At 32.2% G+C, this 24,267-nt stretch carries 26 protein-coding genes and 3 pseudogenes; 22 read left to right on the forward strand and 7 right to left on the reverse strand.

Annotation, left to right across the window (positions count from 1 at the left end):
- Positions 1 to 284 precede the first annotated feature (284 nt).
- Positions 285 to 989 carry an alpha/beta hydrolase gene (locus tag CO726_RS13370; protein WP_099684567.1) on the forward strand — a complete coding sequence of 235 codons (705 nt, stop codon included), beginning with the start codon at positions 285 to 287 and terminating at the stop codon, positions 987 to 989.
- Between the two features lie 289 nt (positions 990 to 1,278).
- Positions 1,279 to 1,743: an aminoacyl-tRNA deacylase gene (locus CO726_RS13375; protein WP_099684568.1), complete on the forward strand. Its 465-nt coding sequence runs from the start codon at positions 1,279 to 1,281 to the stop codon at positions 1,741 to 1,743.
- Positions 1,744 to 2,656: 913 nt separating this feature from the next.
- Here CO726_RS13375 and CO726_RS13385 read toward each other — a convergent pair.
- Positions 2,657 to 3,073: a hypothetical protein gene (locus CO726_RS13385; RefSeq protein ID WP_099684570.1), complete on the reverse strand. Its 417-nt coding sequence runs from the start codon at positions 3,071 to 3,073 to the stop codon at positions 2,657 to 2,659.
- 121 nt (positions 3,074 to 3,194) lie between these two features.
- On the opposite strand from CO726_RS13385, the gene CO726_RS13390 reads away from it, so the two are divergent.
- From CO726_RS13390 to CO726_RS13415, 6 genes and pseudogenes are all read left to right on the forward strand, one after another.
- Positions 3,195 to 3,842, forward strand: coding sequence for a response regulator transcription factor (locus CO726_RS13390; RefSeq protein ID WP_098759542.1), 648 nt, complete (start codon positions 3,195 to 3,197; stop codon positions 3,840 to 3,842).
- Positions 3,835 to 5,211 carry a sensor histidine kinase gene (locus tag CO726_RS13395; protein WP_099684571.1) on the forward strand — a complete coding sequence of 459 codons (1,377 nt, stop codon included), beginning with the start codon at positions 3,835 to 3,837 and terminating at the stop codon, positions 5,209 to 5,211. Before CO726_RS13390 ends, CO726_RS13395 begins: the two co-directional genes overlap by 8 nt.
- 6 nt (positions 5,212 to 5,217) lie before the next feature.
- Positions 5,218 to 5,501, forward strand: a pseudogene (locus CO726_RS13400) (CocE/NonD family hydrolase C-terminal non-catalytic domain-containing protein); the annotation flags it as partial.
- A 366-nt stretch (positions 5,502 to 5,867) separates the two neighbouring features.
- Positions 5,868 to 6,632, forward strand: coding sequence for a class I SAM-dependent methyltransferase (locus CO726_RS13405; RefSeq protein ID WP_098759545.1), 765 nt, complete (start codon positions 5,868 to 5,870; stop codon positions 6,630 to 6,632).
- Positions 6,633 to 6,828: 196 nt separating this feature from the next.
- Positions 6,829 to 7,084: pseudogene (locus CO726_RS13410) on the forward strand (hypothetical protein).
- Positions 7,085 to 7,456: 372 nt separating this feature from the next.
- A complete protein-coding gene (locus CO726_RS13415; protein ID WP_000789036.1) occupies positions 7,457 to 7,687 on the forward strand; it encodes a hypothetical protein in 231 nt (76 codons plus the stop codon).
- A gap of 261 nt (positions 7,688 to 7,948) precedes the next feature.
- On the opposite strand, the gene CO726_RS13420 is transcribed toward CO726_RS13415, so the two are convergent.
- The gene (locus tag CO726_RS13420; RefSeq protein ID WP_099684572.1) at positions 7,949 to 8,380 is read right to left on the reverse strand and encodes a cytidine deaminase; all 432 of its coding nucleotides are present in this window, start codon (positions 8,378 to 8,380) and stop codon (positions 7,949 to 7,951) included.
- A 182-nt stretch (positions 8,381 to 8,562) separates the two neighbouring features.
- Between CO726_RS13420 and CO726_RS13425 the strand changes: the two genes are divergently transcribed.
- From CO726_RS13425 to CO726_RS13475, 10 genes and pseudogenes are all read left to right on the forward strand, one after another.
- Positions 8,563 to 9,054 (forward strand): ankyrin repeat domain-containing protein, encoded by a 492-nt coding sequence (locus tag CO726_RS13425; protein WP_099684573.1) that lies wholly within the window; start codon positions 8,563 to 8,565, stop codon positions 9,052 to 9,054.
- Positions 9,051 to 9,647, forward strand: a complete 597-nt coding sequence (locus CO726_RS13430; RefSeq protein ID WP_099684574.1) for a DJ-1/PfpI family protein — start codon at positions 9,051 to 9,053, stop codon at positions 9,645 to 9,647. Before CO726_RS13425 ends, CO726_RS13430 begins: the two co-directional genes overlap by 4 nt.
- 407 nt (positions 9,648 to 10,054) lie before the next feature.
- Complete coding sequence (locus CO726_RS13435; RefSeq protein WP_099684575.1) at positions 10,055 to 10,411, forward strand: FtsB family cell division protein; 357 nt, start codon at positions 10,055 to 10,057, stop codon at positions 10,409 to 10,411.
- Between the two features lie 259 nt (positions 10,412 to 10,670).
- Positions 10,671 to 10,997: a DUF3870 domain-containing protein gene (locus CO726_RS13445; protein WP_000271324.1), complete on the forward strand. Its 327-nt coding sequence runs from the start codon at positions 10,671 to 10,673 to the stop codon at positions 10,995 to 10,997.
- A 153-nt stretch (positions 10,998 to 11,150) separates the two neighbouring features.
- Positions 11,151 to 12,212, forward strand: a complete 1,062-nt coding sequence (locus CO726_RS13450) for a dipeptide epimerase (protein ID WP_136699614.1) — start codon at positions 11,151 to 11,153, stop codon at positions 12,210 to 12,212.
- Between the two features lie 39 nt (positions 12,213 to 12,251).
- Positions 12,252 to 13,253 (forward strand): C40 family peptidase, encoded by a 1,002-nt coding sequence (locus tag CO726_RS13455; protein WP_099684577.1) that lies wholly within the window; start codon positions 12,252 to 12,254, stop codon positions 13,251 to 13,253.
- Positions 13,254 to 13,272: 19 nt separating this feature from the next.
- Entirely contained in the window at positions 13,273 to 14,895 is a 1,623-nt protein-coding gene (locus CO726_RS13460) for a peptide ABC transporter substrate-binding protein (RefSeq protein ID WP_099684578.1), read from the forward strand.
- Between the two features lie 123 nt (positions 14,896 to 15,018).
- Positions 15,019 to 15,546, forward strand: a complete 528-nt coding sequence (locus tag CO726_RS13465; RefSeq protein ID WP_099684579.1) for a GNAT family N-acetyltransferase — start codon at positions 15,019 to 15,021, stop codon at positions 15,544 to 15,546.
- A gap of 268 nt (positions 15,547 to 15,814) precedes the next feature.
- Positions 15,815 to 16,996: a D-alanyl-lipoteichoic acid biosynthesis protein DltD gene (dltD, locus tag CO726_RS13470; RefSeq protein ID WP_099684580.1), complete on the forward strand. Its 1,182-nt coding sequence runs from the start codon at positions 15,815 to 15,817 to the stop codon at positions 16,994 to 16,996.
- A gap of 63 nt (positions 16,997 to 17,059) precedes the next feature.
- Positions 17,060 to 17,359: pseudogene (locus tag CO726_RS13475) on the forward strand (DinB family protein); the annotation flags it as partial.
- A gap of 38 nt (positions 17,360 to 17,397) precedes the next feature.
- On the opposite strand, the gene uptA reads toward CO726_RS13475, so the two are convergent.
- On the reverse strand, positions 17,398 to 18,003 hold the full coding sequence (uptA, locus tag CO726_RS13480; RefSeq protein WP_099684581.1) for an undecaprenyl phosphate transporter UptA: 606 nt from the start codon (positions 18,001 to 18,003) through the stop codon (positions 17,398 to 17,400).
- 233 nt (positions 18,004 to 18,236) lie between these two features.
- Complete coding sequence (locus CO726_RS13485) at positions 18,237 to 19,001, reverse strand: DUF1836 domain-containing protein (protein ID WP_000447236.1); 765 nt, start codon at positions 18,999 to 19,001, stop codon at positions 18,237 to 18,239.
- 256 nt (positions 19,002 to 19,257) lie between these two features.
- Here CO726_RS13485 and CO726_RS13490 point away from each other — a divergent pair, with 256 nt between their 5' ends.
- From CO726_RS13490 to CO726_RS13505, 4 genes are all read left to right on the forward strand, one after another.
- A complete protein-coding gene (locus tag CO726_RS13490) occupies positions 19,258 to 19,707 on the forward strand; it encodes a hypothetical protein (protein ID WP_098759557.1) in 450 nt (149 codons plus the stop codon).
- Positions 19,695 to 20,003 carry a YxcD family protein gene (locus CO726_RS13495; RefSeq protein WP_099684582.1) on the forward strand — a complete coding sequence of 103 codons (309 nt, stop codon included), beginning with the start codon at positions 19,695 to 19,697 and terminating at the stop codon, positions 20,001 to 20,003. Before CO726_RS13490 ends, CO726_RS13495 begins: the two co-directional genes overlap by 13 nt.
- Before the next feature lie 308 nt (positions 20,004 to 20,311).
- A complete protein-coding gene (locus tag CO726_RS13500; RefSeq protein ID WP_099684583.1) occupies positions 20,312 to 21,223 on the forward strand; it encodes a hypothetical protein in 912 nt (303 codons plus the stop codon).
- The gene (locus CO726_RS13505) at positions 21,223 to 22,314 is read left to right on the forward strand and encodes a hypothetical protein (RefSeq protein ID WP_099684584.1); all 1,092 of its coding nucleotides are present in this window, start codon (positions 21,223 to 21,225) and stop codon (positions 22,312 to 22,314) included. Before CO726_RS13500 ends, CO726_RS13505 begins: the two co-directional genes overlap by 1 nt.
- A gap of 73 nt (positions 22,315 to 22,387) precedes the next feature.
- Here the strand turns inward: CO726_RS13505 and CO726_RS13510 are convergent, their stop codons facing one another.
- The 3 genes from CO726_RS13510 to CO726_RS13520 are packed head-to-tail and all read right to left on the reverse strand — an operon-like array spanning position 22,388 to position 24,215.
- Complete coding sequence (locus tag CO726_RS13510) at positions 22,388 to 23,617, reverse strand: NAD(P)/FAD-dependent oxidoreductase (protein ID WP_099684585.1); 1,230 nt, start codon at positions 23,615 to 23,617, stop codon at positions 22,388 to 22,390.
- Complete coding sequence (locus tag CO726_RS13515; RefSeq protein WP_098759560.1) at positions 23,614 to 23,946, reverse strand: (2Fe-2S)-binding protein; 333 nt, start codon at positions 23,944 to 23,946, stop codon at positions 23,614 to 23,616. Before CO726_RS13515 ends, CO726_RS13510 begins: the two co-directional genes overlap by 4 nt.
- Complete coding sequence (locus CO726_RS13520) at positions 23,943 to 24,215, reverse strand: (2Fe-2S)-binding protein (protein ID WP_098759561.1); 273 nt, start codon at positions 24,213 to 24,215, stop codon at positions 23,943 to 23,945. The genes CO726_RS13515 and CO726_RS13520 overlap by 4 nt, the downstream gene beginning before the upstream one ends.
- Between the last annotated feature and the right edge of the window lie 52 nt (positions 24,216 to 24,267).

Genomic DNA, 24,267 nt, shown 5'->3' on the forward strand with positions numbered 1-24,267 from the left:
ATAATAAAATCATTTAAAAAAATAATATAATTTTTTAAAAATCCTTCTCCTATTAATGAAGCAGATTAGTTCAATAAAGTACCAAAAAAGAACTTGTAGCTTCTGAAGAAGTGGGATAAAAGAAAGATTATAAATTCAAAATAGCCTCTGTTATATAGAGGTATAGAGATTATAATTCATTTGTGATGAATTAGTAATAGTTTGATTTGTTTAAAAACTGAGTAGAGGATTATAAAGTGTGCAGTTTTGCCAATTCCTATATGTCTTATTTCACGGAGTAAAATATGCTTAAAGATAATGTTAAAATTAGTAATATTCCTACAGTTTTATGGGGAGATAAGAGTGAAAAAGTTTTTATTGCAGTACATGGAAATATGTCAAATAAGGAAGATGCAGTTATTCAAATACTAGCTGAAGAAGCTAATCAAAAAGGTTATCAAGTATTAAGCTTTGATTTACCTGAGCATGGAGAAAGAACAAATGATAATACACCTTGCAAAGTACAGGTTTGTGTTAGTGAATTATCTATAATTATGAATTACGCAAAAGAACATTGGAAACAAGTAAGTGTGTTTGCATGTAGTATTGGAGCTTATTTTAGCCTTTTAGCCTATCAAAATGATGTGATAGAAAAGGCATTATTTTTATCACCAGTAGTTAATATGGAACGAATTATTGAAAATATGATGAAATGGTTTAATGTAACACCGGAGCTTTTGCAAAAAGAAAGGACTATAGAGACACCAATTGGCCAAAAGTTATATTGGGATTATTTATGCTATGTAAAAGAACATCCTATTAATACATGGAATATAGATACATATATTATGTATGGAGCCAAGGATGAACTGTGTGAATTTGAAATTATTAACGATTTTACAAAAAAACATCGTTGTGAATTAGAAGTCGTGGAGACAGCGAAACATTACTTTCATACTGAGGAACAGTTAAAAATATTTGAACAGTGGTTACACAAGCATATCGATTAAGAAATTATAATTTATCTTGAACCTATTAGAGAAGAATGGTGAATATATAAACTGATATTATATTTAAGAGACATTATAAAAGTATTCACTTAAACAAACAGGTGCTTTAGTTCAATAAGAATTTTTGTCACAATTTAGTACAAAATATCGTTCTGGGGTACTATAGAATTTTAGCTTAATGGGCATTGGGAGGTTACCCTGATAGAGCTATTTTTCCTTTTATGCAGGGAAACAAGCATTATTTTCGAATATGTAGTTAGTAAGGTTACGTAAAGGAGGAGAAATTGAAATGAATCCATATGATTTAAAAATAAAAGAATATTTAAATGAAACTAAGATTAATGCGCAACATTTAATTTTGAACGAATCTTGTCATTCTGTGGAGGAAGCAGCTAAAGCTGTTAATGCGTATAAAGAAGAATTTGTAAAAAATATTTGTATGATGGATCAGAATGGGAATTTAATTGTAGCAATTGTAAAAGGGGAAGATCGTGCTAGTACATCTAGAGTAAGTAAAGCATTAAATATTGCGCGACCACGGTTAGCAACGGAAAATGAGGTATTAGAAGGAACAGGTTATCCAGCAGGAGGTGTCCCTTCCTTTGGGTATCGAGCTGAATTTTTAATTGATCCTAGAGTAACAGAATTGACTTATGTATTTACTGGAGGAGGGTCACCTAATTCTTTAGTGAAAATAACAGTTGAAGATTTATTAAAAGTGAATAAGGGACTAGTTGTACGAATAAGAAAATAAATACAGCAAGATAATAACATGAAATCAGTAGCGTGTATTTCATTAAAAACACTTTCATTTCTATGGAAACAACTTTATTATCACTTCACACCATGCCCATCAAGTTAAAGAGAAATTGTATCTATAAAACGAAAAAAACAGTATTCTTTCTGTAGAATCATAGGAAAGCATGACGTTTTTTATGATTCTTTCGATTCAAGATGTATTAATATTATTTTAGTTATCATAAAATATAGGTTTGCGAAGTATTTTTTATCAAACTTTATTTAAAAGCTACATTAAGTTTTAAGGTAGAAGGACTGTCCTTCTACCTTTTTGTTCAGTTATTTTGTATCAATAATTTTTAATATATTTAGAGTCGTTTATTCGGTAAATAAATAACAACAATAAAAATGAAGAGAAAATAGTGGGTGAAGGACTAAATAATAAAATGAATATGTAATTCCGGTGATGGACGATACTAAACGGAATCATTAAACTTGTTAAATAGAAAAGAGGAATAATATGGATAAACAATATAGTAATCAGAATAGGGGTGAAAAACTGACCGAGAGAATGATGACTACGCCAGTAGTATGGCCAGGTGACAAGAAGGCATTTTTCACGATATGTTTTTCTTATTCCCCTTTTCAAGGTGAGGGGCAAAAACACCCTATATCTTTTAGGATAAAAAGAATGTCTTTATTATGGTGACCTCTGCAAATGGATTTGTGAAGAAAGAAGTATATAAAGGATCTAGTCACTATAAGGTAGTATAGAAATAGCTATCCAAACAATATTTTTGGAAGCTATTTTGATCATCATGGGCTGCTATATTTGAAAAATACAAATACAATTTCATTTACCGAATTATTATTACAAAAAAAACTCAGCTCCAAAAAATAAGCTTATGAGATCACTGTTTTCTAGTCAATTAGGTTTTAACTTTCATTTGTTTCAATAATACCCTCGGATCACCTTTTACATAATAAAAATGCGGATTATTTTCATCATCATAAAGCATAATATAAGGTTTTTCGTTAAGCGGGAGAAGAATAAGTACTTCATCAATTGTTGTATGCAACCATTTATTGGTAATAGAAACTGGTTTAGATAAAGGGATTTTTATCATGTGACCATCTTTTGGGACGACGTTTAAGTTTTTGAATGGACCAGTAATGGATTTAGCGTATTGAACAGCTTCTTTTTGAATAGCTGGATCTAAAGATTGTTTTTGAACGACCATTTCTTTTTGACAATCAAATACTTCAATTTGTTGATTTGTATTTGCGAACGCATTTGTTGATAATAAGAAACAAAGAAGAGTAATGACCCCGATTTTTTTAATCATAATACAACACCTCGCCTTTACTATACCCTTAAAAGGTTTAAATATTTTTCTGTCACATTTATGTAACAAAGAAATTGTATAATACAATTGGTTTTTGTTTAAAAGCAATGGAGGATAATGTATGAAAGTATTAATCGCAGATGATGAACAAGATATGTTAAGGATTTTAAAAGCTTATTTTGAGAAAGAAAGCTTCGAAGTTTTATTAGCGAAAGACGGAGAAGAAGCACTTCAAATTTTTTATAATGAGAAAATAGATTTAGCTATTTTAGATTGGATGATGCCAGTATGTAATGGTATTACTGTCTGTCAGGAAATGAAAAAGAATTCGAGCATAAAAGTATTAATGCTTACGGCGAAAAGCGAAAGTGAAGATGAATTAGCAGCGCTTCAAAGCGGGGCAGATGAGTACGTAAAAAAACCATTTCATCCTGGGGTATTAATAACTAGAGCGAAAAAGCTTATACAGCATGATGATGTCATTCAAGTTCAAGATTTGAAAATAGATTTTACTAAAAATAAAGTTTATAAAAATGACAAAGAGTTAGATATTACAAAAACAGAGCTAGAATTAATAAAGTGTTTTTTAAATCATAAAGGCATGATTTTAACTCGTAAAAAATTGTTAGATATCGTATGGGGGTTTGACTATTTTGGAGAAGAGCGAACGGTTGATACACATGTTAGAAGATTACGTAAAAAAGTAGGAGAAAATATTATAAAGACGCACCGCGGGCTAGGATATAGTTTGGAGGAACAGAGTGAATAAACTTGGAAAAAAGCTATTTCTCAGCATTTCTTTAACTGTTGTTCTTATTTTTACGATATCTTTATTATTAATTAACTATCTTTTACCGAAATATAATATTTACAAAACGCGAGAAAGCTTAGAAGGTATTACAGCGCAAATTCAGTCCATACCGAGCGAACAATTGGACGAAGCAATTACGAGCATTGAAAATAAAGGGAATGTTACGATTGCGTATACATCAATTAACAATTCAGAAGATCATATTAATGATGAGTTACGTATGCAACTTACAAAAAAGAGAGTGGCCCTTAATAAACTTTGGATTACAAAAGAAGAAATAATGAAAGTAAAGAACTTCGGACAATCGAATAAAATATATGATCAAGAGAAAATCAAATCTAGTTTTTTTGTGAAATACATTGCGAAAGACGATATGTTGATTTTAGTTGGGGTTTCTATCGCGCATTCTAATGAAATAATAAAAACGTTAAACTCATTTTATTTATTCATTTTAGGTATTACGATTTTTCTCATTATCGTACTTGTATGGATATTGTCCCAAACAATCACGAGACCATTGAAAGAATTAAGTGATGTTGCAGAAGATATTTCACGTTTGAAATTTGAACGAGCGAAAGTGAAAACAAATGATGAAATTGGAGACTTAGCTAATAGTATTAATATCATGAGTGAAAAACTACATGAAGCGCATCAAGATTTAACAAATCGAAATGAACATTTAAAACGATTTATGGGTGATGTGACGCATGAATTAAAAACTCCAATCGCGTTAGTGAAAGCATATTCTATGGGAATAAAAGATGGTCTAGACGATGGTTCATACATAGATACAATCACTAAGCAGACAGATCACATATCAAACTTAATTGAAGAGTTATTACGATTTTCTAAACTAGAAAGAGATATTTTACAAAAAGAGGAATTTCCTATTGTATCACTAATCCAAAGTATATTAGATAAACATAAGATTGAACTTGACTCGAAAGGAATCAATTTACAAGTGAACTATAATGTTGGTAATGCAATTATTTATGCGGATGTAAATAAAATGAGAATGGTGTTTCAAAATTTAATATCTAATGCGATAAAATATACAGCAAATCAAAATATAAAAATTACTTTAGAAGATCGAAATGAAAGTGTATATTTTCAAATTCAAAATGGTATGAATGCTGAGCAAATGAAAGATATCGATAAAATTTGGGAACCTTTTTACGTCTTAGAATCTTCTCGTAGTAAAGACCATTCAGGTACAGGACTAGGCTTAGCGATCGTGAAAAGTATTTTAGAAAGGCATGGTTTTGACTATGGCGTATCTACTATAGAGGGAGAAATACGGTTTTATATTAATATGAAGAATGACTAATTCAATGCTTTACTTGTTGATTACGGAGGAACGAAGCCGGAAATTGTAACGCGAGGCTGGATGGATCCACAAAACTTAAAGAGTATAGAAAATTCAACAGCGATTCAACCGGGCAAAGAATATACATTTACATGGGACATGCAGCCAGATGATTATGTATTTAAAGCGGGGCATCAAATTGGGGTCGTTTTAATTGCTAGTGACTATGATTATACAATTAGACCGAAGGCGGGCACGAAGCTTACAGTAAAGTTAAGTTAAGTGAAGTGGCATTGCCAATCGTAAAATAAATAGTTATGAATAAAGAGCTTACCGCATAGTAAGCTCTTTACATTTTGAAAGGGGAGTTTATTATGAATTTCAATTGGTAGATATAAAAATGCTTACAACAAATAAAAAATTGCATTTATGATCAATAGGCCACTAAATGTAAGCACAGCAAACCTCCAGCGAATCCGCCCTTCGTAAAAAAAGTCTGAATTTTCATTTTCTATATTTTCATTTCTAAGAAAATATTATACAATATAATTATATTCTATGGAAAGCGAGTGATATATTATGACAGTCAGCTCTTTCGAACTTTCATTAAAAGTAAAGGTACAGGAAGATTAATTGAATGAAAATCTTCCGTACGTAAAAAACGGAGGAGAAAATAAATGTTTAGTTTTTATAGCACACTTTGCACGGAACTTTATGATTACACAAAGCCTGTCGGTTATTCTTTAAATGGTGATATTGAGTATTACCAAGAACGTTTAAAAAATTGTAGAGGAAGAATTCTCGAAGCAGCGGTAGGTTCAGGGCGTGTCATCATTCCGCTTCTAGAGGCTGGTTTTAAAGTGGAGGGGATAGATTATTCAACTGAAATGCTAGATTCTTGTCGTATACGCTGCAAAGAGAGAGGATTACATCCTAATTTATATGAAGGAAGCTTACAACAATTTTCACTTCCTCATAAATATGAGGCAATTATCATTCCTACTGGATCTTTTTGTTTAATTGAAAATCGTGTGGATTCTATAAGCGCATTGAAATGTTTTTATGAACACCTTAATCCAGGCGGACGATTAATCGTAGATATTATGCTTCCGAATGACTGGAAGACTGGGGAGATTCATACATCGACTTTTTCTTTGCCAAATGGAGACGGGATTACATTAGAAAATAAATCAATTGAAATAAATTGGCTGAACCAAGTTACTCTATCATATTTAAAATATGAAAAATGGAGTAAAGGCCAATTAGTACAAACAGAACTGCAACGCTTTGCAATGCGCTGGTATGGAATAGAAGAGTTTAAACTTCTGCTAGAAAGTATTGGTTTCTCTAGCATTACTTGTTCTGCTGACTATGTTTATGAAAAAGAACCATCAAATGCAAATCAAATGTTTACTTTTGAAGCTGTGCGAAAAGAAAAATAAAGAACTATCTAAGGAAACAAGGCGATCGATATTGTATCGATCGCCTTGTTTCCTTTGTATATTACTTACATGTTATTACTTTTTCATTGTCCAAGCATCCTTCTACTAATTACATATACTATTTATATTAAAGACAGTCATTATTTTAAATAGAACTGTTATTTTTCTATAAATGATATTTTAGAGAAGCAGGTGGATAAATTCGGAAAACGACGAACAAGGAAGAATTGAAAATCAAGTGTATTCAAATCGGATAGTAAGATCAGAATTTGATGCGAATTGGGAAACATGTATATCAAAAAGCGGTTATGTAATTTATGTAGCAATAAGTAATAGTATTTCTTGCAGATGGTTCAAGCAAGTTATTAATTTTCGAAAAAGGTGGTAAAGTAGTAGTAGGCGGAGGTGGAACAAGTCATTACAGTAAGCCGCATATTGCAAGAAATATTTAAGGTAGAACATGTTAATTGAGAAGAAACTGGAAAACGGTTAGTTATTCATGTTTAGAGCATGATAGACAAACCGTTTTTATTTGTTTAAACCATTTTAGAAAAAATTGATTTATTACAAATACTTTTGGAGGACCAGTGAATTCTGTAGGGAATTGTATAGATCAGAATTTGAAATAAAATGTAGGTTTTGAAGAATCCTATAAGCAATATAAAAAAGCATTTCCTATTTCGGGAAATGCTTTTTCTATGTTATAGTATAATAGTGTTTTAAAACGATGTTATTTTAATATACTGCAAATTTTGTTGTGTATTATTTTTATATTAAATTAGTTGTGCAAGTATTTTTTTATATAAGGAGTAATAAATAGAGAAATGAAAAATATAGACTTTATACTAGAAAGTGATGAGACATTAAAACCGTCTGAACGATTAGTACTATTATTATTAGAGAAGCATAGAATGTTATATACGAACGATCTATTAGCATTATCTAATTTATCATATAAAACATTAACGGATTCATTAACGGCGCTTGTTTTAAAATCATATGTGTTAAAGGAAACAGGCAAGGGAAGAAGACAGAATTGTTATAGATTAGTATGATAAGACTGCTGATTTTAGAGGGTTCATATCAATACTTTTCAAATGTAAGGAAAAAATGCGTTTTTATTTTTAATTGAAAATACACATCGCAAGGCGCACTTGTATATTTGAATTTCATTTTTATTAATGTAATTCTATCAGTATTGAAAATAGAAAAATAAAATAAACTGCATAAAAAAGAAATAAAAAAACAATCCGTTTTTAAAACGGATTGTTTTTTTATTGGAATAATATTATTTGATGGGTGGAAAACAGGAATGATTATTCTACTTCACTTGTATACTTTTCAGGTAATAATTCCATTACGTTACATTTTACAAGTTCACCATTATAAGAAAGTATAACATTCGTATTTTTTCCGTAATCACTTATTAATTCTCGACACATACCACATGGAGCAACAACCCAACATTTTTCTATATCTTCATGAGGGTGTGGGTGAGCAACTGCTACAATGGTATCAAATTCATGATCGCCTTCTGAAATAGATTTTCCAATCGCCATAGCTTCACCACACACTGTTATTCTTCCAACATTCGCTTCAACATGCACTGCTGCATAAATATTACCTGTTTTAGTTCTTACAGCTGAACCGATATGATGACGACCATATTTATAGTTTTTTTCAATTACTTTTTCAGCAGCTGTAATTAAATCATAGTCTTCATTATTTAAAGGAATTACTTGTAACATGATTTCTCCTCCATATTAAACATGATTAATGCTATTTTAATAGAAAATTTTAATATTTAAAATGAAAGATAAGGTTTGAATAGATAATATTATTATGTAAACTATAATTGACAGGAATATATAATAATCAATAGAACATATAGAAGAGTGTAATTAAATATTCTGAATGATGGGAGATTATTATGGAGATTTTACAATCAATAACACAAGCTGTTATAAGCGGTAATAAGGAAAAAGTGGTGGAGTTTATAAAGACGAATCCAAGTGCAGTTAATGAATTTAGTGAAGAGGGTTGGACACTTCTTCATTTAGCGGCTTATTTTGGACAAAAAGAGATAGCAAGGTTTCTTATAGAAAGTGGTGCAGATATACATATTAGAGCAAAAAACGAGAATAAAAATACACCTTTGCAAGCGGCAATAGCGAATAAGCAAAGTGAACTTGTTGCTTTCTTAATTGAAAAAGGTTCAGATGTAAATGTTATACAAAGTGGTGGTTGGACAGGACTCCACGAAGCAGCATTATTAGGACATGAAGAAATAGTTATGCTACTTCTTGAAAATGGAGCTAATAAAATGATTAAGAAAAATGATGGGAAAACAGCCTATGATATTGCATTAGAAAAAGGATATACTCACCTTTTACATCATTTAAGACAGGAAGTGAACGTATGATAAATAAATGGAGTGTAGGTATATTTTTATTTAATGAGGTAGAAGTGTTAGATTTTGCAGGGCCATTTGAAGTTTTTTCTGTAACCGAAGCGTATGAAGAAAAGCCATTTACTGTCTATACAGTTAGTCAAAATGGAGAAATGATTACAGCAAGAAACGGATTAAAGGTAAAGCCGGATTATAGCATTGAAGATTTACCACCAATTGATATTTTACTTATTCCAGGTGGTAAAGGCGTTCGGGAAAATGAAGTGGAAAATGATATTATAATAAATTGGGTTCGTCAGCAAATGAAAGAAGTAAAACTAATGACTTCAGTTTGTACTGGAGCATTATTACTCGCGAAAGCTGGTTTACTGGAAGGGTTAAAAGCAACAACACATTGGGCTAGTATTCAAACTTTCAAAAAAGATTTTCCAAATGTAAAAGTAATGGAGAATGTGAAATTTGTAGATGAAGGACACATTATTACATCTGCAGGTATTTCAGCTGGTATTAACATGTCATTTCATATTGTGAAAAATTTGTTAGGTGTGGAGATTGCTGAGGAAACAGCTAAAAGCATGGAATATGATATTGATTTACAAAATTAAAAAAGCCCGATTTGGGCTTTTTTTTATTTTGAATGTATATATAGGTAAGTTCCTTAACAGATGATTTATGCTCTAAACCTAAGTTCTGAAACAGTTATTCTGGTTTTATCGAATGAATGTGCAATAATGCTTCTCTTTTCTCCTTGTAACCATGTTAAAACAAGGAGAAATTTGTATGTAAAAAAACTCTTCTACAATAGTAGAAAAAGAATAACAGAAACTACTATTTTATGGCAGCATACATAAAAAAATGCAATATAAATATGGAAATGTCGTCGAATGCTATCTTTAATTGGTTAATTTGTGAGATATTTTTGTGAAGGAGCTTATTTTATAAGAATAGAATTAAAGTTAGTAAGAGATCATACCGATGGTAGTGAAAATATATGTGTTAGGGGGATTTCATAATGAGGAAACTCAAGCGAATAAATGTTCCTAATATACAAGAACAACTATCACAGTCTAATGAGAATCGTGCAATTAATAAGAAAAAACTAAGGCGATTTATATTCATGTTTATATTTATTGCGGCGGCTATTTTGTACGTTCAATTTATTTTAACGAAACAACAAGAAGTAATTGTAGAAAAAAAAGATACAATAACGAATCAAAAAAAACAATTGGTTTCTTTAAAGAAAGATCAGGCTTCTTTAAAGACTAACATAGAAAATTTAACAGACGATGAGGAAGAAATTTTGAAGTTTGCGAGAAAAGAATATCAATTTTCTAAGTCAAATGAAACTATATTTGTGTTGCCGAAGTAGTGTAATAGAACAGTTAGCGATAGCTAGCTGTTTTTTCATGTATGAATGGTATGGTACAAGAAACAATTACATATTGTAAAAATGAAGAGCTTGAGCTGTTTTTATACTTATGGAATATATACCGCGATAAATGTTGTTAAAATTCTGTTAATTGTATTATAATACAAGGTAAGCGGATACATTTTTTAATCAATGTTGAGTTTATCACTCATACGACTATTAAGAAAACCGTTATCCCGTATTAGAAAGGAAGAGAGCTGTGTACGCTTCAAATACAATTTATGTCGTAGGGGATGCGAAAGCACCTCAAAATAATCCCATTACCGAAAAGTTTAAAAGCTATTTTGTAGCGTTTGTACTTGTTAAGGAGACTGGGGAAATTGTAGATGCAGATTGCTCAGCGACAATTGCATTAACATCTCAATTCGTTAAATATTTATTTCTACATAAAAATATTAATGACCCAGCGTTAGTAATGGAAATAAAAGATCGTTATTTCGGTTCGTCTCAAAAGGCACTACTTGTAGCATTAAAAGATGCACAGAAAAAATATAATCAAATCGCTGCTTTGTCTACACATTCCTAGACAAAATCCAGCCGTAAGAATCTTCTTATGGCTGGATTTTTTTATTTCACATTAACCTTCTACATGAAAGGTAAGTGAAAGAGGAGATGAATTGCACGTAAAAAACTAATTTGTTTTTTGGATTAAGATTCCACTTTTTCAGACAACGAAAGGATGAACGAAATGAAAATTACCGATGTAAAAGTAAATCGTAGACGTATAAATCTGCATACACCGTTTAAAACGGCGCTTCGTACCGTAACTGAAATAGAAAGTATAGATGTATATATTCATACAGATGAAGGAATTGTTGGCAAGGGCGCTGCAACCGCAACACCAGTTATTACGGGTGATTTTGCTAACGGGATTGAAGAAGCAATTTTAGGGCCGATGCGTTCCTATTTAATTGGCCAAGACATCATTCAGTTTCAGCAGTTACTGCAGCACATTCAAATGAGTTGTATTGGAAATCCAAGTGCGAAAGCGGCGGTAGATATCGCATTATATGATGTGTATTGTCAATATCAAAACGTTCCACTTTACGCATTATTAGGCGGGAAGAAAGAAATTCATACAGATATTACGGTGAGTGTAGATGAGCCTTTCATTATGGCGAAAGAGGCAAAGCAATATGTAGAAAACGGATTTCAAACTTTAAAAATTAAAGTGGGGAAATCTGCTCCTTTAGACTTAGAACGTATTGAAGCGATTCGAAATAGCGTACCAAAAAATACGACGTTACGATTAGATGCAAATCAAGGGTGGAATCCAAAAGAAGCGGTTACTATCATTAAAGAGATGGAAAATCGTAATTTAAACATCGAATTTATTGAACAACCTGTTTATGCGAAAGATTGGGATGGGTTAAAGTACGTCAAAGATCATGTACAAACGCCCATTATGGCAGATGAAAGCATATTCTCAGCGAGTGATGCATTGAAAATTGTTCAAGGAGGATATGCAGACTTGCTCAATATTAAATTAATGAAATGTGGTGGCATACGTGAAGCGTGGCGTATTGCTGATATCGCAGAAACAGCAGGTGTAAAATGTATGGTCGGAAGTATGATGGAATCTTCACTTTCTGTTAGCGCTGTAGCCCATTTAGCTGCTGCACATCCTAATATTCATTACTTCGATCTTGATGCACCGCTTTGGTTAATGGAAGAACCGGAAGGAATGACTTATTCTGGATCAAAGGTAAATCTTCAATCGACAGTGAATAGTAAATCTTAGGAGAAGAGACTAGTAAACTATCTTTTAAGGGGGATATTTATGAAAAAAGTAGGAACTGCATTTTTAACAACTTTATTTATATTTTCATCGTTTACATCAGCGAATGCTGAAGAGAAGAAAGATAGTAAAGCGTTTATCGATGTATCTGCCGCAACACTTTGGACTGCGCCTGATTCATTACGGCCAATTGATGTACCGAGCGCTACAAATCCAGTTGATTTGTGGAAGTGGACGAAATCGATGACGCTTGATGAGAAACTTTGGTTAACAAATGCAAATAAGTTAGAAACGCAAGCGTTATTAGGCCAAGAAGTAACGGTTGTTGATAAAAAAGGTGAGTGGGTGAAAGTATTAGTCCATGGTCAGCCAACGCCAAGAAACGAAGAAGGCTACCCAGGATGGATGCCTGAAAAACAGTTAACTTATAATCAAGAATTTGCAGATAAAACAAATGAACCTTTCGTATTAGTAATGAAACCGACAGCAATTTTATATATAAATCCTTCTGAAAAACATAAATCGCTTGAAGTGAGCTATAATACGCGATTGCCGTTACTAAGTGAAGATACGATTTCATATCGCGTGTTGCTACCAAATGGACAGAAAGCTTGGCTACGAAAAAATGATGGAACGGTTTACCGTTCGCAAAATGATATTCCGAAGCCGGCAGCTGATGATTTAATAAACACAGGGAAAATATTTTTAGGATTACCGTATATATGGGCTGGTACAAGTGGCTTCGGATTTGATTGCTCTGGATTTACACATACGATTTATAAATCGCACGGTATTACAATTCCGCGAGATTCTGGTCCGCAATCGAGAAATGGAGTTGCAGTTGATAAAGAACATTTACAAAAAGGAGATTTAATCTTCTTTGCACATGATCAAGGGAAAGGCAGTGTTCATCATGTGGGGATGTATATTGGTGACGGAAATATGATTCACTCACCAAGAGCTGAAAGATCAGTAGAGATTATACCGCTAAATACACCAGGATATATAGAAGAATACGCTGGTGCTCGTCGTTACTTACCTTAAAAATAGAGGGGGTTTTCAAATGAAAAAAGTTGTTCGTTACTCATTAGTTAGTACCCTATTAGTTTCTTCAATTTTAGTTGGCTGCGCAAAAGAAAAAACAACGACAAAGCCGAAAGAAGAGAAGAAAGTATTACAGTTACTAGAAACGGGTGAAATTCCGTCGTTAAATTCAGGGAAAGTAACAGATGCAGTATCATTTAACGTTTTAAATAACGTAATGGAAGGATTATTCCGCTTATCGAAAAATGATGAATTGATTGAGGCTGGAGCACAAAAATATGAAGTGAGCAAAGATGGAAAAACATACACATTCCACTTGCGTGATGCGAAATGGTCTAACGGAGATCAAGTAACAGCACAAGATTACGTATACGCTTGGAAGCAGCTTATTAATCCGGATACTGCTTCCCAATATGCATACATTGCGTACGATGTGAAAAATGCGGAGAAAATAAATAAGAAACAATTAGGGTTAGAGGAATTGGGAGTAAAAGCGAAGGATGATAAAACGTTCGTTGTAGAGTTAGAACATCCTGTACCGTATTTTACGAAACTACTTATTTTACCTTCCTTCTATCCAATTAACGAAAAATATGCGAAAGAACAAGGTGATAAATACGGATTAGAAGCAAATAAAGCGGTATATAATGGGCCTTTTACATTATCTGATTGGAAGCATGAAGCTAGCTTTACAATGAAGAAAAACGATAAGTATTGGGATAAAAAAGAAGTGAAGCTAGATGAAGTAAACTATCAAATTGTAAAAGAAATTTCAACTGCGGTAAATTTATATGAAACAGATAAAGTTGATAGAGCTGTCATTTCAACAGAATTCGTAGATAAATATAAAAATAATAAAGAGCTAAAACAATATACAGATCCAGTAATGTACTTCTTCCGATTTAATGAAAATGTGCCGATTCTTAAAAATAAAAATGCAAGGCTTGCACTAAGTACAGTGTTTGATAAGAAAGGACTTGCAACTTCATTTTTAAATGATGGTTCGGTTGCTGCAAACTATTACGTACCAAAAGGATTTTTAAAAGGTCCAGATAAGAAAGATTTTAGAAGTACGGCAGGTGAGTTTAATAAGACTGATGTAAAAAAGGCGAAAGAATATTGGGAAAAAGCGAAGCAAGAGACAGGTACAAATGAAGTAACGCTTGAGTTATTAAACTATGACTTAGAAAACTTCAAAAAAGTAGGGGAATACATTAAAGAACAGCTAGAGAAAAACTTACCAGGCTTAAAGGTAAATGTAAAATTACAACCACACACGCAAAAACTAGCACTAGAGAAGAAGAAAGAATATGAAATGTCATTATCACGCTGGTTACCGGATTATCCAGATCCAATGACTTACTTAGAAGTATTCCTTTCTGGAAGCAGTGTGAACAATACAGAATATGCAAACCCAGAATATGATGCGTTAATTAAGAAGATTAAAACAGAATTAGGTAATGATGAAAAAGCTCGTTGGAAAGCAATGCAAGATGCTGAGAAAATGTTACTGGATGATGCAGTAATTGCACCAGTATTCCAGCGCGGGTTATCATACTTACAAAAGCCGCATGTGAAAGATTTATATGTTCATCAATTCGGTCCAGCAACAAGTTTAAAATGGGCAGATGTACAAAAATAAAAGTATGGAAAAACAGACTTCACATGTGTGATAGTCTGTTTTTCTTATTTAAAGTTAGATAAATAGTTCGTGGTATAATTTACTAGTCTGTAAATAGAGATTGAAGGGGGATGGTGTTTATTTATGTTGGAAGAAAAGGACGTAATATGTACAAAAAGATTGTTCATGAGGAAACCAACTATAGAAGATGTTGATTACTTTTATAACATATTAAAGGAAGAAGCTGTTGGCAAATGGCTTGCTAAATCAAGAGGAATGTCAAAGGAAGAAGTAAATGATTATATTGGACAACTTATATCACATTGGGAACAGTATGATTTCGGGGTATGGTTGTTGGTTAATAGAAATACAGGAAAGCTTTTAGGACATTGTGGTTTAAGAAAGGTAAATGAGACAGGTGAAATAGAAATTATGTATCTCCTTGCCCCAGAATATTGGGGGAATGGATATGCATCAGAAGCAGTAGAGGCTTCCATTCAATATGCAATAGAGACTATGAATGGAAAGAGAATAATTGCTAGAGTAAAAGTAGCAAATGAAAATTCGAAAAAACTATTACGAAAGTTAGGTTTTACATATACTCATGATGTTGATTATAGCGGACGTTTATTATCGTACTTTGAACTCCATACATCATTAGTTGAATTATAGACATTTCCTATGTTTTTTAACTGTTTAAAAATAAAATTGTTATTAAAATTCTAGTGTGAAATGTATGTAGAATCTTGTATAATTAAAATGTTTCTATGGAAACATTTTCTTGCGCTATTTATATAGGATTTAATAGAACAAGGAAGGAAATACATACATGTATATAATAGATAAATAGAATGGAACATGTATAGAGAAAAAGGAGAGAAATGATGGCGTGTCAAAAACAAGGGTTACAATTAAATAGTACTAGAAAGAGGAATAACAGATGAAGATGAAGCATGCTTTCGGACCAATGATTTTAGCCTGTATACTCTTTTTCATTGTGTTGCTTATTCCCTCAAAGAGTTTAGTATCGCTAATAAGCGATAAAAATGTAGAAGATGCGGCAACTTCCTTACAAAAAGAAAAATTACAAAGTGTTTTCTTACAGCAGAAAATGTTAGAGGATTCGCAGTATTTACCGATGTATGGTTCATCTGAATTTTTACGAATGGATGCATATCATCCGTCTAATTACTTTAAAGTAAATCCCGCAGGTTTTACACCATATTTAATGGGGATTGGCGGTACGCAAAGTTTAGCTCACATATTAAATATGACGTCTACAATGGATGAGTTAGAAGGTAAAAAAGTAGTCTTTGTTCTATCACCACAGTGGTTTACCAAAACTGGTGTATCACAAGGGGATTTTACTAATAATTTCTCCAAACAACAAGCATATCATTTTATTTTTAATGATGAAATAAATGTTGAAATGAAGAAGAAAATTGCGAAACGACTATTAGATTATAAAGTTGTTCAAGAAGATGATATATTAAAAAATTCATTACAGGGTATTGTATATAACGATACAAAACATAACATAAAAGCAGGTTTAGTCAAACCACTTGCTTATATGCATCGAAACATTTTAGATCATAGAGATTTATTTAACTCTATATTTAAGATTGAGCCGATGAAAGAAAAAACAAATATGGGATTACGTTCAATTTCTTGGATAGATGCACGTAAACATGCGGAGGAAGAAGGGAAAGCGGAATCTACTACAAACGCATTCGGAATTGAAAATCCGTATTATTATAAGAATAATCTGAAGAAAAAACTAAAAGGTCTAAAAAACTTTAGAGCAAATGAATCGTATGAAGAATCACCAGAATATGATGACTTACAAATTGTTTTAGATATTTTTAAAGAGAAAAATGTCAAGCCACTCTTTATTTCTGTACCTGTAAACGGACCGTGGTATGATTACGCTGGTTTCCCTAAAGAACGCCGTGAAGTGTATTATAAAAAAGTTCGGGAACAAGTTGAGAAAGCAGGATATCCAGTAGTTGATTTCTCCGGCCATGAATATGATAAGTATTTCTTAAAAGATACAATTCATTTAGGTTGGAAAGGCTGGATTTACTTTGATGAAGCAGTGCAAAACTTTTATACTGAGAAATAATAAGAGTGGAGAAAAAGGAATGGCTATAAGCCGTTCCTTTTTTAGTATAGAGGATTTTGATGTGGACAATCTGTACCAAATGTTCCAATAGATGTTGAGGAAATGAATAAGGGAGCAATTAAATATGCGAGATCTGGTATTTTAAAAGAAGAACTATTAAATCAATTTAGTGTTACTCGTAAACAGTTAGTGGATGAAATTGAGCGAATTCCTGCCTGTAATTTTAATAATGAATTTCAAATTGGTACAAAAAAAGTGATGCTAAATCATTATTTTTCATCACTCATTCAGCATGACTTAAAGCATAAAGAAGAAATAATCCAATTTTTAATACATAATCAAGTCTATAATAAAAACCGCTAACATTCGTAATGAATGTATAGCGATTTTTATTTATATTTTTAAGCAAGATTTTTATGCTTTTTTGTCCATTTTTTTATAACGAAGTATAAAAGTATAAGTACGACGCCACCAATAGCGAACGATTTCACATACGGTCCAGCAACATCGTTAATATTCTCCCAATTTTGACCTAGTTTTTCACCTAAGTAAATGAAAATGATAGACCAAGGGATGATTGCGAGTGCTGTTAACGTAGTGAAACGTAGGAATGACATTTTTGTAATACCAGCAGGAATTGAAATCGCATGACGTACTACTGGAATGAAGCGCGCAGTGAAAATTACGCCAGTCCCGTAACGATTAAACCAATCCTCAGCAGCGTCTATTTGTTTTTTATGAATGAAAATATATTTTCCATAACGTTCTAAAATAGGGCGTCCACCGTATCGTCCAATCCAATAAATAAAGATTTGAGCAATAACACCGCCAATTGTACCAAATACAACTGCGCCTAAAAATGAGATACTACCATTGAATACTAAGTATCCCGCATAAGCAAGGACAATCTCACTTGGAATAATCTCAATCATAAGTCCAAGCATAATGCCCCAATAACCTAATCCTTCAAAAAATGTTAATACTGAATGAATAAAACTACTTACCATTGTTGCACCTTCTAATTTATGAATTTTTGAATAGATGCCCCTTTATTTAACAATATAAAAGGTTCACTATATGTAGATTATACCTTATTTATATAGGGGATTGCTATTTCAAATCTTTTATGCCTCTCATAAGTATTATAGTAAAGCATATAAGCCCAGTTTTCATGAAGAGATAATGAAAAGATTATTAAAAATTTCTCATAAAAAAATAGAAGCATTTCTGCTCCTATTTTTTAAGGCTTCACATCTAAGTTCTGTAAAAATAATGTTGCTGTTACGTAACGTTTCGCTAACATTTGTACATAAGCGGTATGTACAGAAAGTGTGGCAATAATAATGGCGTTCCGAATTGCTTCGCGTTGCTCGTTATTAATTTGATCGAACTTGCTTGCGATTTTATCAGCTTTTTCTTTTACGATATTTTCAATTGTATGGACTGTATCTGTTGCATTTAATTGTAAGCAATTCCCTTGATTAAGCTCTTCAAATAGAGAAGAGTATGCTCCATATAAATGAACAGGATTGATTAAGTCATCACTTCGATCGGCTGGGTCATTTACGATAAGGCGTAATAGCTTACGAATGGATTCAAAATCAAGTGCTGTTTTTAAATCTTCAACAATGAATAGTAAGGCTGCTTGTTCAATTGAATACTTTTTCCCTTTTTGAGGAGAGCCAATCATTTCTTTTATATCTCGTTTTACCCAGTTTTGCATGGCCGTTACTGAGAAACTTGTATTTTCAATCTGATTTCCAAGCGCAACTATTTCATTTAATGAAAAACCAACGTCCGTATCTTCAATCTTAATTAGTTTTTCAAAAATAGGTGAAAGTGCGGTAGTAATAAAAGCAGTTACGCTTTGTCCGCTTTCAATATCTTTTTTATGTGACTTAGCCCAAGCTTCTTGTAAAATACCGAGAGGCTTTTTCGTATTCCATCCTCTTAAAGATAGAAGAAGAGTAGCCATTTCGTTTCGTGTGAGATGAAATGTTTCCATCTTTTCACCTCCAAAATAATAAAAAGTTCTTATGAACCTATAATATGTTTTGTTTCATTTAAAGTCAATTCTGTTTTGCTTAATTTTTCCTTTGTCACCAAACTGTCGGAAGTAAATAATACTTGCATATTTCGACAAAAGTTCATATAATAAGTTCATAAGAACCTTTAAAATGTTTTTAAAAAAATCTATCATTCTGAATTTACTAGAAAGGTAGATTTCACATATATCTATATAAAAGGAGAATGGATATAATATGTTGAAAAAACTTGTAGCAGTCATGACAGCATTCATGGTTATCTTTGGAGCTAGTAGCTTCATGTTTGTAGATCAAGCAGCAGCGAAGAGTTACAAATCTGGTAAAAAATCATACACACCAAGTTCAGGTCAAAAGTCAAAAGTTGATTTGAACAAAAAAGATAATAACGTGAATTCACAAAAAACAACAACAGATTCAAAAACAAAAGCAACAAACACAGCACCAAAAAGTAATAAAGGAAGCTTTATGAAAGGTTTATTATTAGGTGGTCTTGGTGGTTTACTAATGGGTAGCTTATTTGCAAATATGGGAGCTCTTGGTTCTGTATTAGCGTTTATGGTAAATATGTTAGTAATGGCTGGTATCGTAATGTTAGCAGTTCGTGCATTTAAATACTTCAAAGATCAACGTAAGAAAAAGGAAGATGAAGTAGCATGGAAACAATAAAAATTTCTGAACAAGAACTAATCAATGCGCTTTGCGTATATATCGCTGAAAAAAGACAAGTTGGTCCAGGAGAAGTTTTAGTTGAACTAATGTATGACGATGACTACGGTTTCTCTGCTGAAGTAGAGGTAAATGGTCGCCAGCAAATTTTAATTCAAGCGAACTTAATCGAAGCGCTACGCTTATTACTTGACAGAGAATATAATGTCAATTCATTTGCAGCAAGATTACAACTTGAATTAGATGATGAAGAAGGCATTTACGCATTAGCGAAATTTAATAACTCAGATGAGTAGAAAAAAGAGCTGTTGAGAGTAATCTCAGCAGCTCTTTTTAGTATGTGTATTTTTGTAAATATAGGAAAGGGTAATTTTGTATAATGTTGTTAAATTTGACTAGTATCAATTACGTTATAGATGTATAATTAAATTAATAGAAATTATATTTAATTTTGTTTAAAACTTATAAACTATTCGTGGATTTTATAAGTTTTTTTACAAAGGATTAAATATGAATATATACTTTTTTTATTATAGTGGTTTGTCAATAGATTTTATATTCATGAAAGTGTTAAAAATTTTGGCTACAGAGGTGATCTGATATTATGTATATTTTACATCCTCCTTTTTTAAAAGAAGAGTATGGTCTGAGTTTTGGTGAATCTTGGGAAATATTTTGCTTGAAGCTCTTGAAAATTCATTATAAAACAAATGAAATAGAGAAAAGAAATCCGCCTGAAAGTGGGATTGATTTATATTTCTCCGATAAAAAAATTGCGTTTCAATGTAAAAGTATAGCAAATAGTAATGGCACATTTAATTATACGCTTGCAGAAAAATCATTACAAAATGCACTTTCAATTCAAAAAGATTTGGGGTGGGAAAAATTCATATTATGTATTAATGGTGAAATTACAGGTGAACAAATCAAAAGACTTCAAAAGGTATATAAAAATGTAAAAGTTATGAGTAAGTATTTTTGGATTCATTTATGTGAAAATCATCCGGAAGTTATTCAAAATAATTTCAGAAAGGTCATAGATGTCCCTAGTTCTTTTCAAGCAAATAAGATTAAAAAAATTTCTAATATACCTCAAGAAATAAAAGACATAATGATTATTAATGACAAGTGTTTTTCGATATGGATTTATATAAGTCAAAATGATTCTTTGATTCCTGTTGAAGTATACAAGGAAATGACTGTTGCTAATCTATTGACATTGATAAAGAACTTACTAGGTATTACTAATAAAACTTTTGTGCAGACCGAAGAAGTTCAGGTGAGTTGTGAACTTTATTTTGGAGGGGAGTATATTAGTGAGTCAAATAAATATTTAGTGGATTTATGTATACAACCATATAGTATAATTGCATTCAATATTAATGTAGAACTTTCAGATATCACTGTATCTTCCTTGATGTTTAATGAAGAACGAGAGTTACTTAATTCATATTTATGTGAGAGAGAAAACTTTCTTTTAAATTGTATTAAATCATATAAAACGAGAGGGTACTAGTGGATAATAAAAACAGATTAATGCTTATATCAGGTGTTACGAATTTTGCTTTTTACGATTACAATAGTTTTCCGGAAATTAATTGTTACAATTATTATACAAAATATATTAATCAAATTTATAATGAAGTTAAAACTGTATCGTATTCTCGATATAGTGAGAGAAATCTTAACTTTAACTTTATTAATCGTTTTGATATAAATGGTATTGCATTTATAAAAGATAATGATGATTATGTACATATTAATGAAGGAGCTTTATACAAAGTATATAAAAAATTTAGTGAATTAGTGATTAGTGGAGCCTTTTCAGAGTATACTTATATAAAACAAGTAGCAAATTGTCAAGTGAATTTAGAAAACGAAGAGGTAACAGAAGAACAATTTATATATAAGATTCCTGATGATTATAATGGTAAGCTTATTTCAGAGTATTTAAGCATGTTTGCAATGAAATTTATTATTTTGCATGAGTTAGGCCATCACATAAACGGGCATTTATTATATATTAAAGAAAAGTATGGGGTTAATAGTTGGTATACAAGAGGAAATCGCCAAAATGTACCTGATGTATTAATTCGCACTCTGGAAATGGATGCCGATGCATTTGCTATAAGTCAATTAGTTAGAGAGTTTCAAGAATTAATTATAAATGATTCTAAATTCAGTAGTTTAGCTATGCCAAATGAAATAAAACTCGGGCTTTTCATTTTTGCAATTCATGTTCTGTTTATTATTTTAGGAGAAGGAATAGAACCTGATGTTTCTAGTAGCAAATATATGATAAGAAAGGCACGGTATGTTTATAATATCTCATGCCTAGAAACTAATTTGAAACTTCGATATAGTGAATTTTATGCATCAATAAATTTTGATTATGTTACTTCCTATTATTGGGTTTATACTGAGAAATTGTATCATAAAGTTTTTGGTGTTGATAATAAGTTGATTGAGGATATGAATAAAGTTATATCTGATTTTAGAAATTTAGACGAAATGGAAAAAACATGGAATTCAATTCATGATGAGCTTTTTAAATTTGCTAGAATACCGATTGCTTCTAAATATGTTTTATCAAAAAAAAAACGCTGAGAAATCTTGGCGTTTTTTTTGATATGGATTTTATTACTAGTTTAAATTGTGAATTAACAATAGACAAACCTGATTATTGCGCTACATGTTTAGTATGAGTTAAACAATGATTCCAAATTTCATTCATCTTCCGTCTACCGACATCAATCCTCGGGTTAAATTGAATGGCAGCTTGTTGACGTACGGCATGTACATGTTGCATTGCTTGTTGCAAGTGCTGTTCAACCGAATGAGATTTTGTATTTGCTTGTTTTACAATTGAATATCCAGCAACAGTTCCTTGTGCCATTGCGATTTTCCCGCTTTCAATGCCAGTTATATTGCCGGCTACAAATAAACCAGAAAGAGGGGTTTCCATTGTTTCGGAATGGATAGGAATGTGCCCGCCTAATTCCGGAATGTAACGGAAAGGACAGCCAGCTACAGCAGCAAGCTCAGCAAGAGGGTATAAGCCGCCAGCAATACAAACGAAGTCTGCCTCATATATTTGTTCCGATCCAGTTATGATGTTTCCTTTCGTATCAATATTAGCAACGCGTACACCTTCAACTTGATCTGTACCGATAATTTCAAGAGCTGCTTTTCGAAGGTGAAGTGGTGTGCCATTTATTTTCATACCGTTATTTGGATAGAAGTTTAATCCAGCTTGTTTCGCCCAATTATATTTCATTAATTGACTACCTATACGTAATAAAGGTGACGGGGCAAGGTGGGCAGCATGTAAGAGAGAATTTAAAACTTCTTCTGGTTCACCAGATTTTTTGCTTAATTCACTTTTTTCAGGAAGTACGATATGTTCCACTTTAATACCCGCTAATTGTAATTCATTTAAAATAGCGAATGACAAAATGTTAGCACCAATAATTACTCCTTTTCTCCCGACTTGAACGCGATGTACATTTGTCATTACTTGGGCTGCCCCGATTGACATGACTCCCGGAAGTGTCCAACCAGGAAGGGGAATAGAGTACTCAGCAGCACCAGTAGCAAGTAAAACGAACGGTGCTTCTAACGTACCGATATTCGTATGTACGTACCAAAAACTTTCATCTTTATCTAAATTATAGACGGAAATACCACATCGAATATCAACTGAAAGTGATTTTGCTTCTTCGTGAAGGCGTTTTGACTCTTCTATTCCATTCCACCATTCTCCAGAAGGCTCTTGATGTAATTGTCCGAGCAACCTTCCGCCAGGCTTCATAAATTCATCAATAACAAGTACATTTAGTCCAAAACGAGCACATGAGATAGAGGCTGATAAACCCGCTGGTCCAGCACCGATAATAATGACATCGTTCATCGCTTTTTCACCATCTCTCTCACGATATTTGGATGCTGTTTACCACTATCAACAACCATATTTTTTTCTACAACAGTTAAGCATGCTCGTACGTTCGTTTGATTGTTTACAGTGACGCGGCATTCAGAACAATGTCCGATATTACAGTAAATACCTCGCGGCGTTCCGCTATCTTCATGCACTCTTAATGTTCTTATTCCGTTTGCAAGTAAAGCGGCCGCAATCGTTTCATGTTCATATGCTTCGTATTGTTGACCATTAAATTGAAAAGTGATGCGCTTACTACTATTTAAACTCCCTAAAATAGGGTGATTTGTAATTCTACTCATTTACTTTCACCTACCGATCCAAAAGTAACTGCACGTACCGGTGGTTGATATTTCAATGGAATGTCATGTGTAGTTACGCCTGGATTTGCATTTTCAATCATTCGATCTATCATCATTCTACATGTGCGGCCACCGCAAAATCCCATGCCAGCACGTGTCCTTAGTTTTAATTCTCTTGCCGAACATTTATAATCAGCAATTGTCGATTGAAGTTGACCGTATGTAACTTCTTCACATCGACAAACAATTAAGTGATCTTTATTCGTCATATGTATTCCTCCTCTAATTCGGTTTGCACAAATTAAATAATGCAATAACTAT

Origin of the sequence: Bacillus fungorum (genome assembly GCF_002746455.1) — a bacterium.
GTDB lineage: Bacteria > Bacillota > Bacilli > Bacillales > Bacillaceae_G > Bacillus_A > Bacillus_A fungorum.

What these genes read in the sequence shown, in the direction of transcription:
- CO726_RS13385 (WP_099684570.1), bottom strand. Translation starts at nt 3,073, where the DNA reads ATGATTAAAAAAATCGGGGTCATTACTCTTCTTTGTTTCTTATTATCA.
- CO726_RS13415 (WP_000789036.1), top strand. Translation starts at nt 7,457, where the DNA reads ATGAAAAATATAGACTTTATACTAGAAAGTGATGAGACATTAAAACCG.
- CO726_RS13520 (WP_098759561.1), bottom strand. Translation starts at nt 24,215, where the DNA reads ATGACGAATAAAGATCACTTAATTGTTTGTCGATGTGAAGAAGTTACA.
- CO726_RS13465 (WP_099684579.1), top strand. Translation starts at nt 15,019, where the DNA reads ATGTTGGAAGAAAAGGACGTAATATGTACAAAAAGATTGTTCATGAGG.
- CO726_RS13460 (WP_099684578.1), top strand. Translation starts at nt 13,273, where the DNA reads ATGAAAAAAGTTGTTCGTTACTCATTAGTTAGTACCCTATTAGTTTCT.
- CO726_RS13370 (WP_099684567.1), top strand. Translation starts at nt 285, where the DNA reads ATGCTTAAAGATAATGTTAAAATTAGTAATATTCCTACAGTTTTATGG.
- CO726_RS13390 (WP_098759542.1), top strand. Translation starts at nt 3,195, where the DNA reads ATGAAAGTATTAATCGCAGATGATGAACAAGATATGTTAAGGATTTTA.
- uptA (WP_099684581.1), bottom strand. Translation starts at nt 18,003, where the DNA reads ATGGTAAGTAGTTTTATTCATTCAGTATTAACATTTTTTGAAGGATTA.
- CO726_RS13405 (WP_098759545.1), top strand. Translation starts at nt 5,868, where the DNA reads ATGTTTAGTTTTTATAGCACACTTTGCACGGAACTTTATGATTACACA.
- CO726_RS13490 (WP_098759557.1), top strand. Translation starts at nt 19,258, where the DNA reads ATGTTGAAAAAACTTGTAGCAGTCATGACAGCATTCATGGTTATCTTT.
- CO726_RS13450 (WP_136699614.1), top strand. Translation starts at nt 11,151, where the DNA reads ATGAACGAAATGAAAATTACCGATGTAAAAGTAAATCGTAGACGTATA.
- CO726_RS13420 (WP_099684572.1), bottom strand. Translation starts at nt 8,380, where the DNA reads ATGTTACAAGTAATTCCTTTAAATAATGAAGACTATGATTTAATTACA.
- CO726_RS13375 (WP_099684568.1), top strand. Translation starts at nt 1,279, where the DNA reads ATGAATCCATATGATTTAAAAATAAAAGAATATTTAAATGAAACTAAG.
- dltD (WP_099684580.1), top strand. Translation starts at nt 15,815, where the DNA reads ATGAAGATGAAGCATGCTTTCGGACCAATGATTTTAGCCTGTATACTC.
- CO726_RS13485 (WP_000447236.1), bottom strand. Translation starts at nt 19,001, where the DNA reads ATGGAAACATTTCATCTCACACGAAACGAAATGGCTACTCTTCTTCTA.
- CO726_RS13510 (WP_099684585.1), bottom strand. Translation starts at nt 23,617, where the DNA reads ATGAACGATGTCATTATTATCGGTGCTGGACCAGCGGGTTTATCAGCC.
- CO726_RS13495 (WP_099684582.1), top strand. Translation starts at nt 19,695, where the DNA reads ATGGAAACAATAAAAATTTCTGAACAAGAACTAATCAATGCGCTTTGC.
- CO726_RS13435 (WP_099684575.1), top strand. Translation starts at nt 10,055, where the DNA reads ATGAGGAAACTCAAGCGAATAAATGTTCCTAATATACAAGAACAACTA.
- CO726_RS13455 (WP_099684577.1), top strand. Translation starts at nt 12,252, where the DNA reads ATGAAAAAAGTAGGAACTGCATTTTTAACAACTTTATTTATATTTTCA.
- CO726_RS13425 (WP_099684573.1), top strand. Translation starts at nt 8,563, where the DNA reads ATGGAGATTTTACAATCAATAACACAAGCTGTTATAAGCGGTAATAAG.
- CO726_RS13430 (WP_099684574.1), top strand. Translation starts at nt 9,051, where the DNA reads ATGATAAATAAATGGAGTGTAGGTATATTTTTATTTAATGAGGTAGAA.
- CO726_RS13500 (WP_099684583.1), top strand. Translation starts at nt 20,312, where the DNA reads ATGTATATTTTACATCCTCCTTTTTTAAAAGAAGAGTATGGTCTGAGT.
- CO726_RS13515 (WP_098759560.1), bottom strand. Translation starts at nt 23,946, where the DNA reads ATGAGTAGAATTACAAATCACCCTATTTTAGGGAGTTTAAATAGTAGT.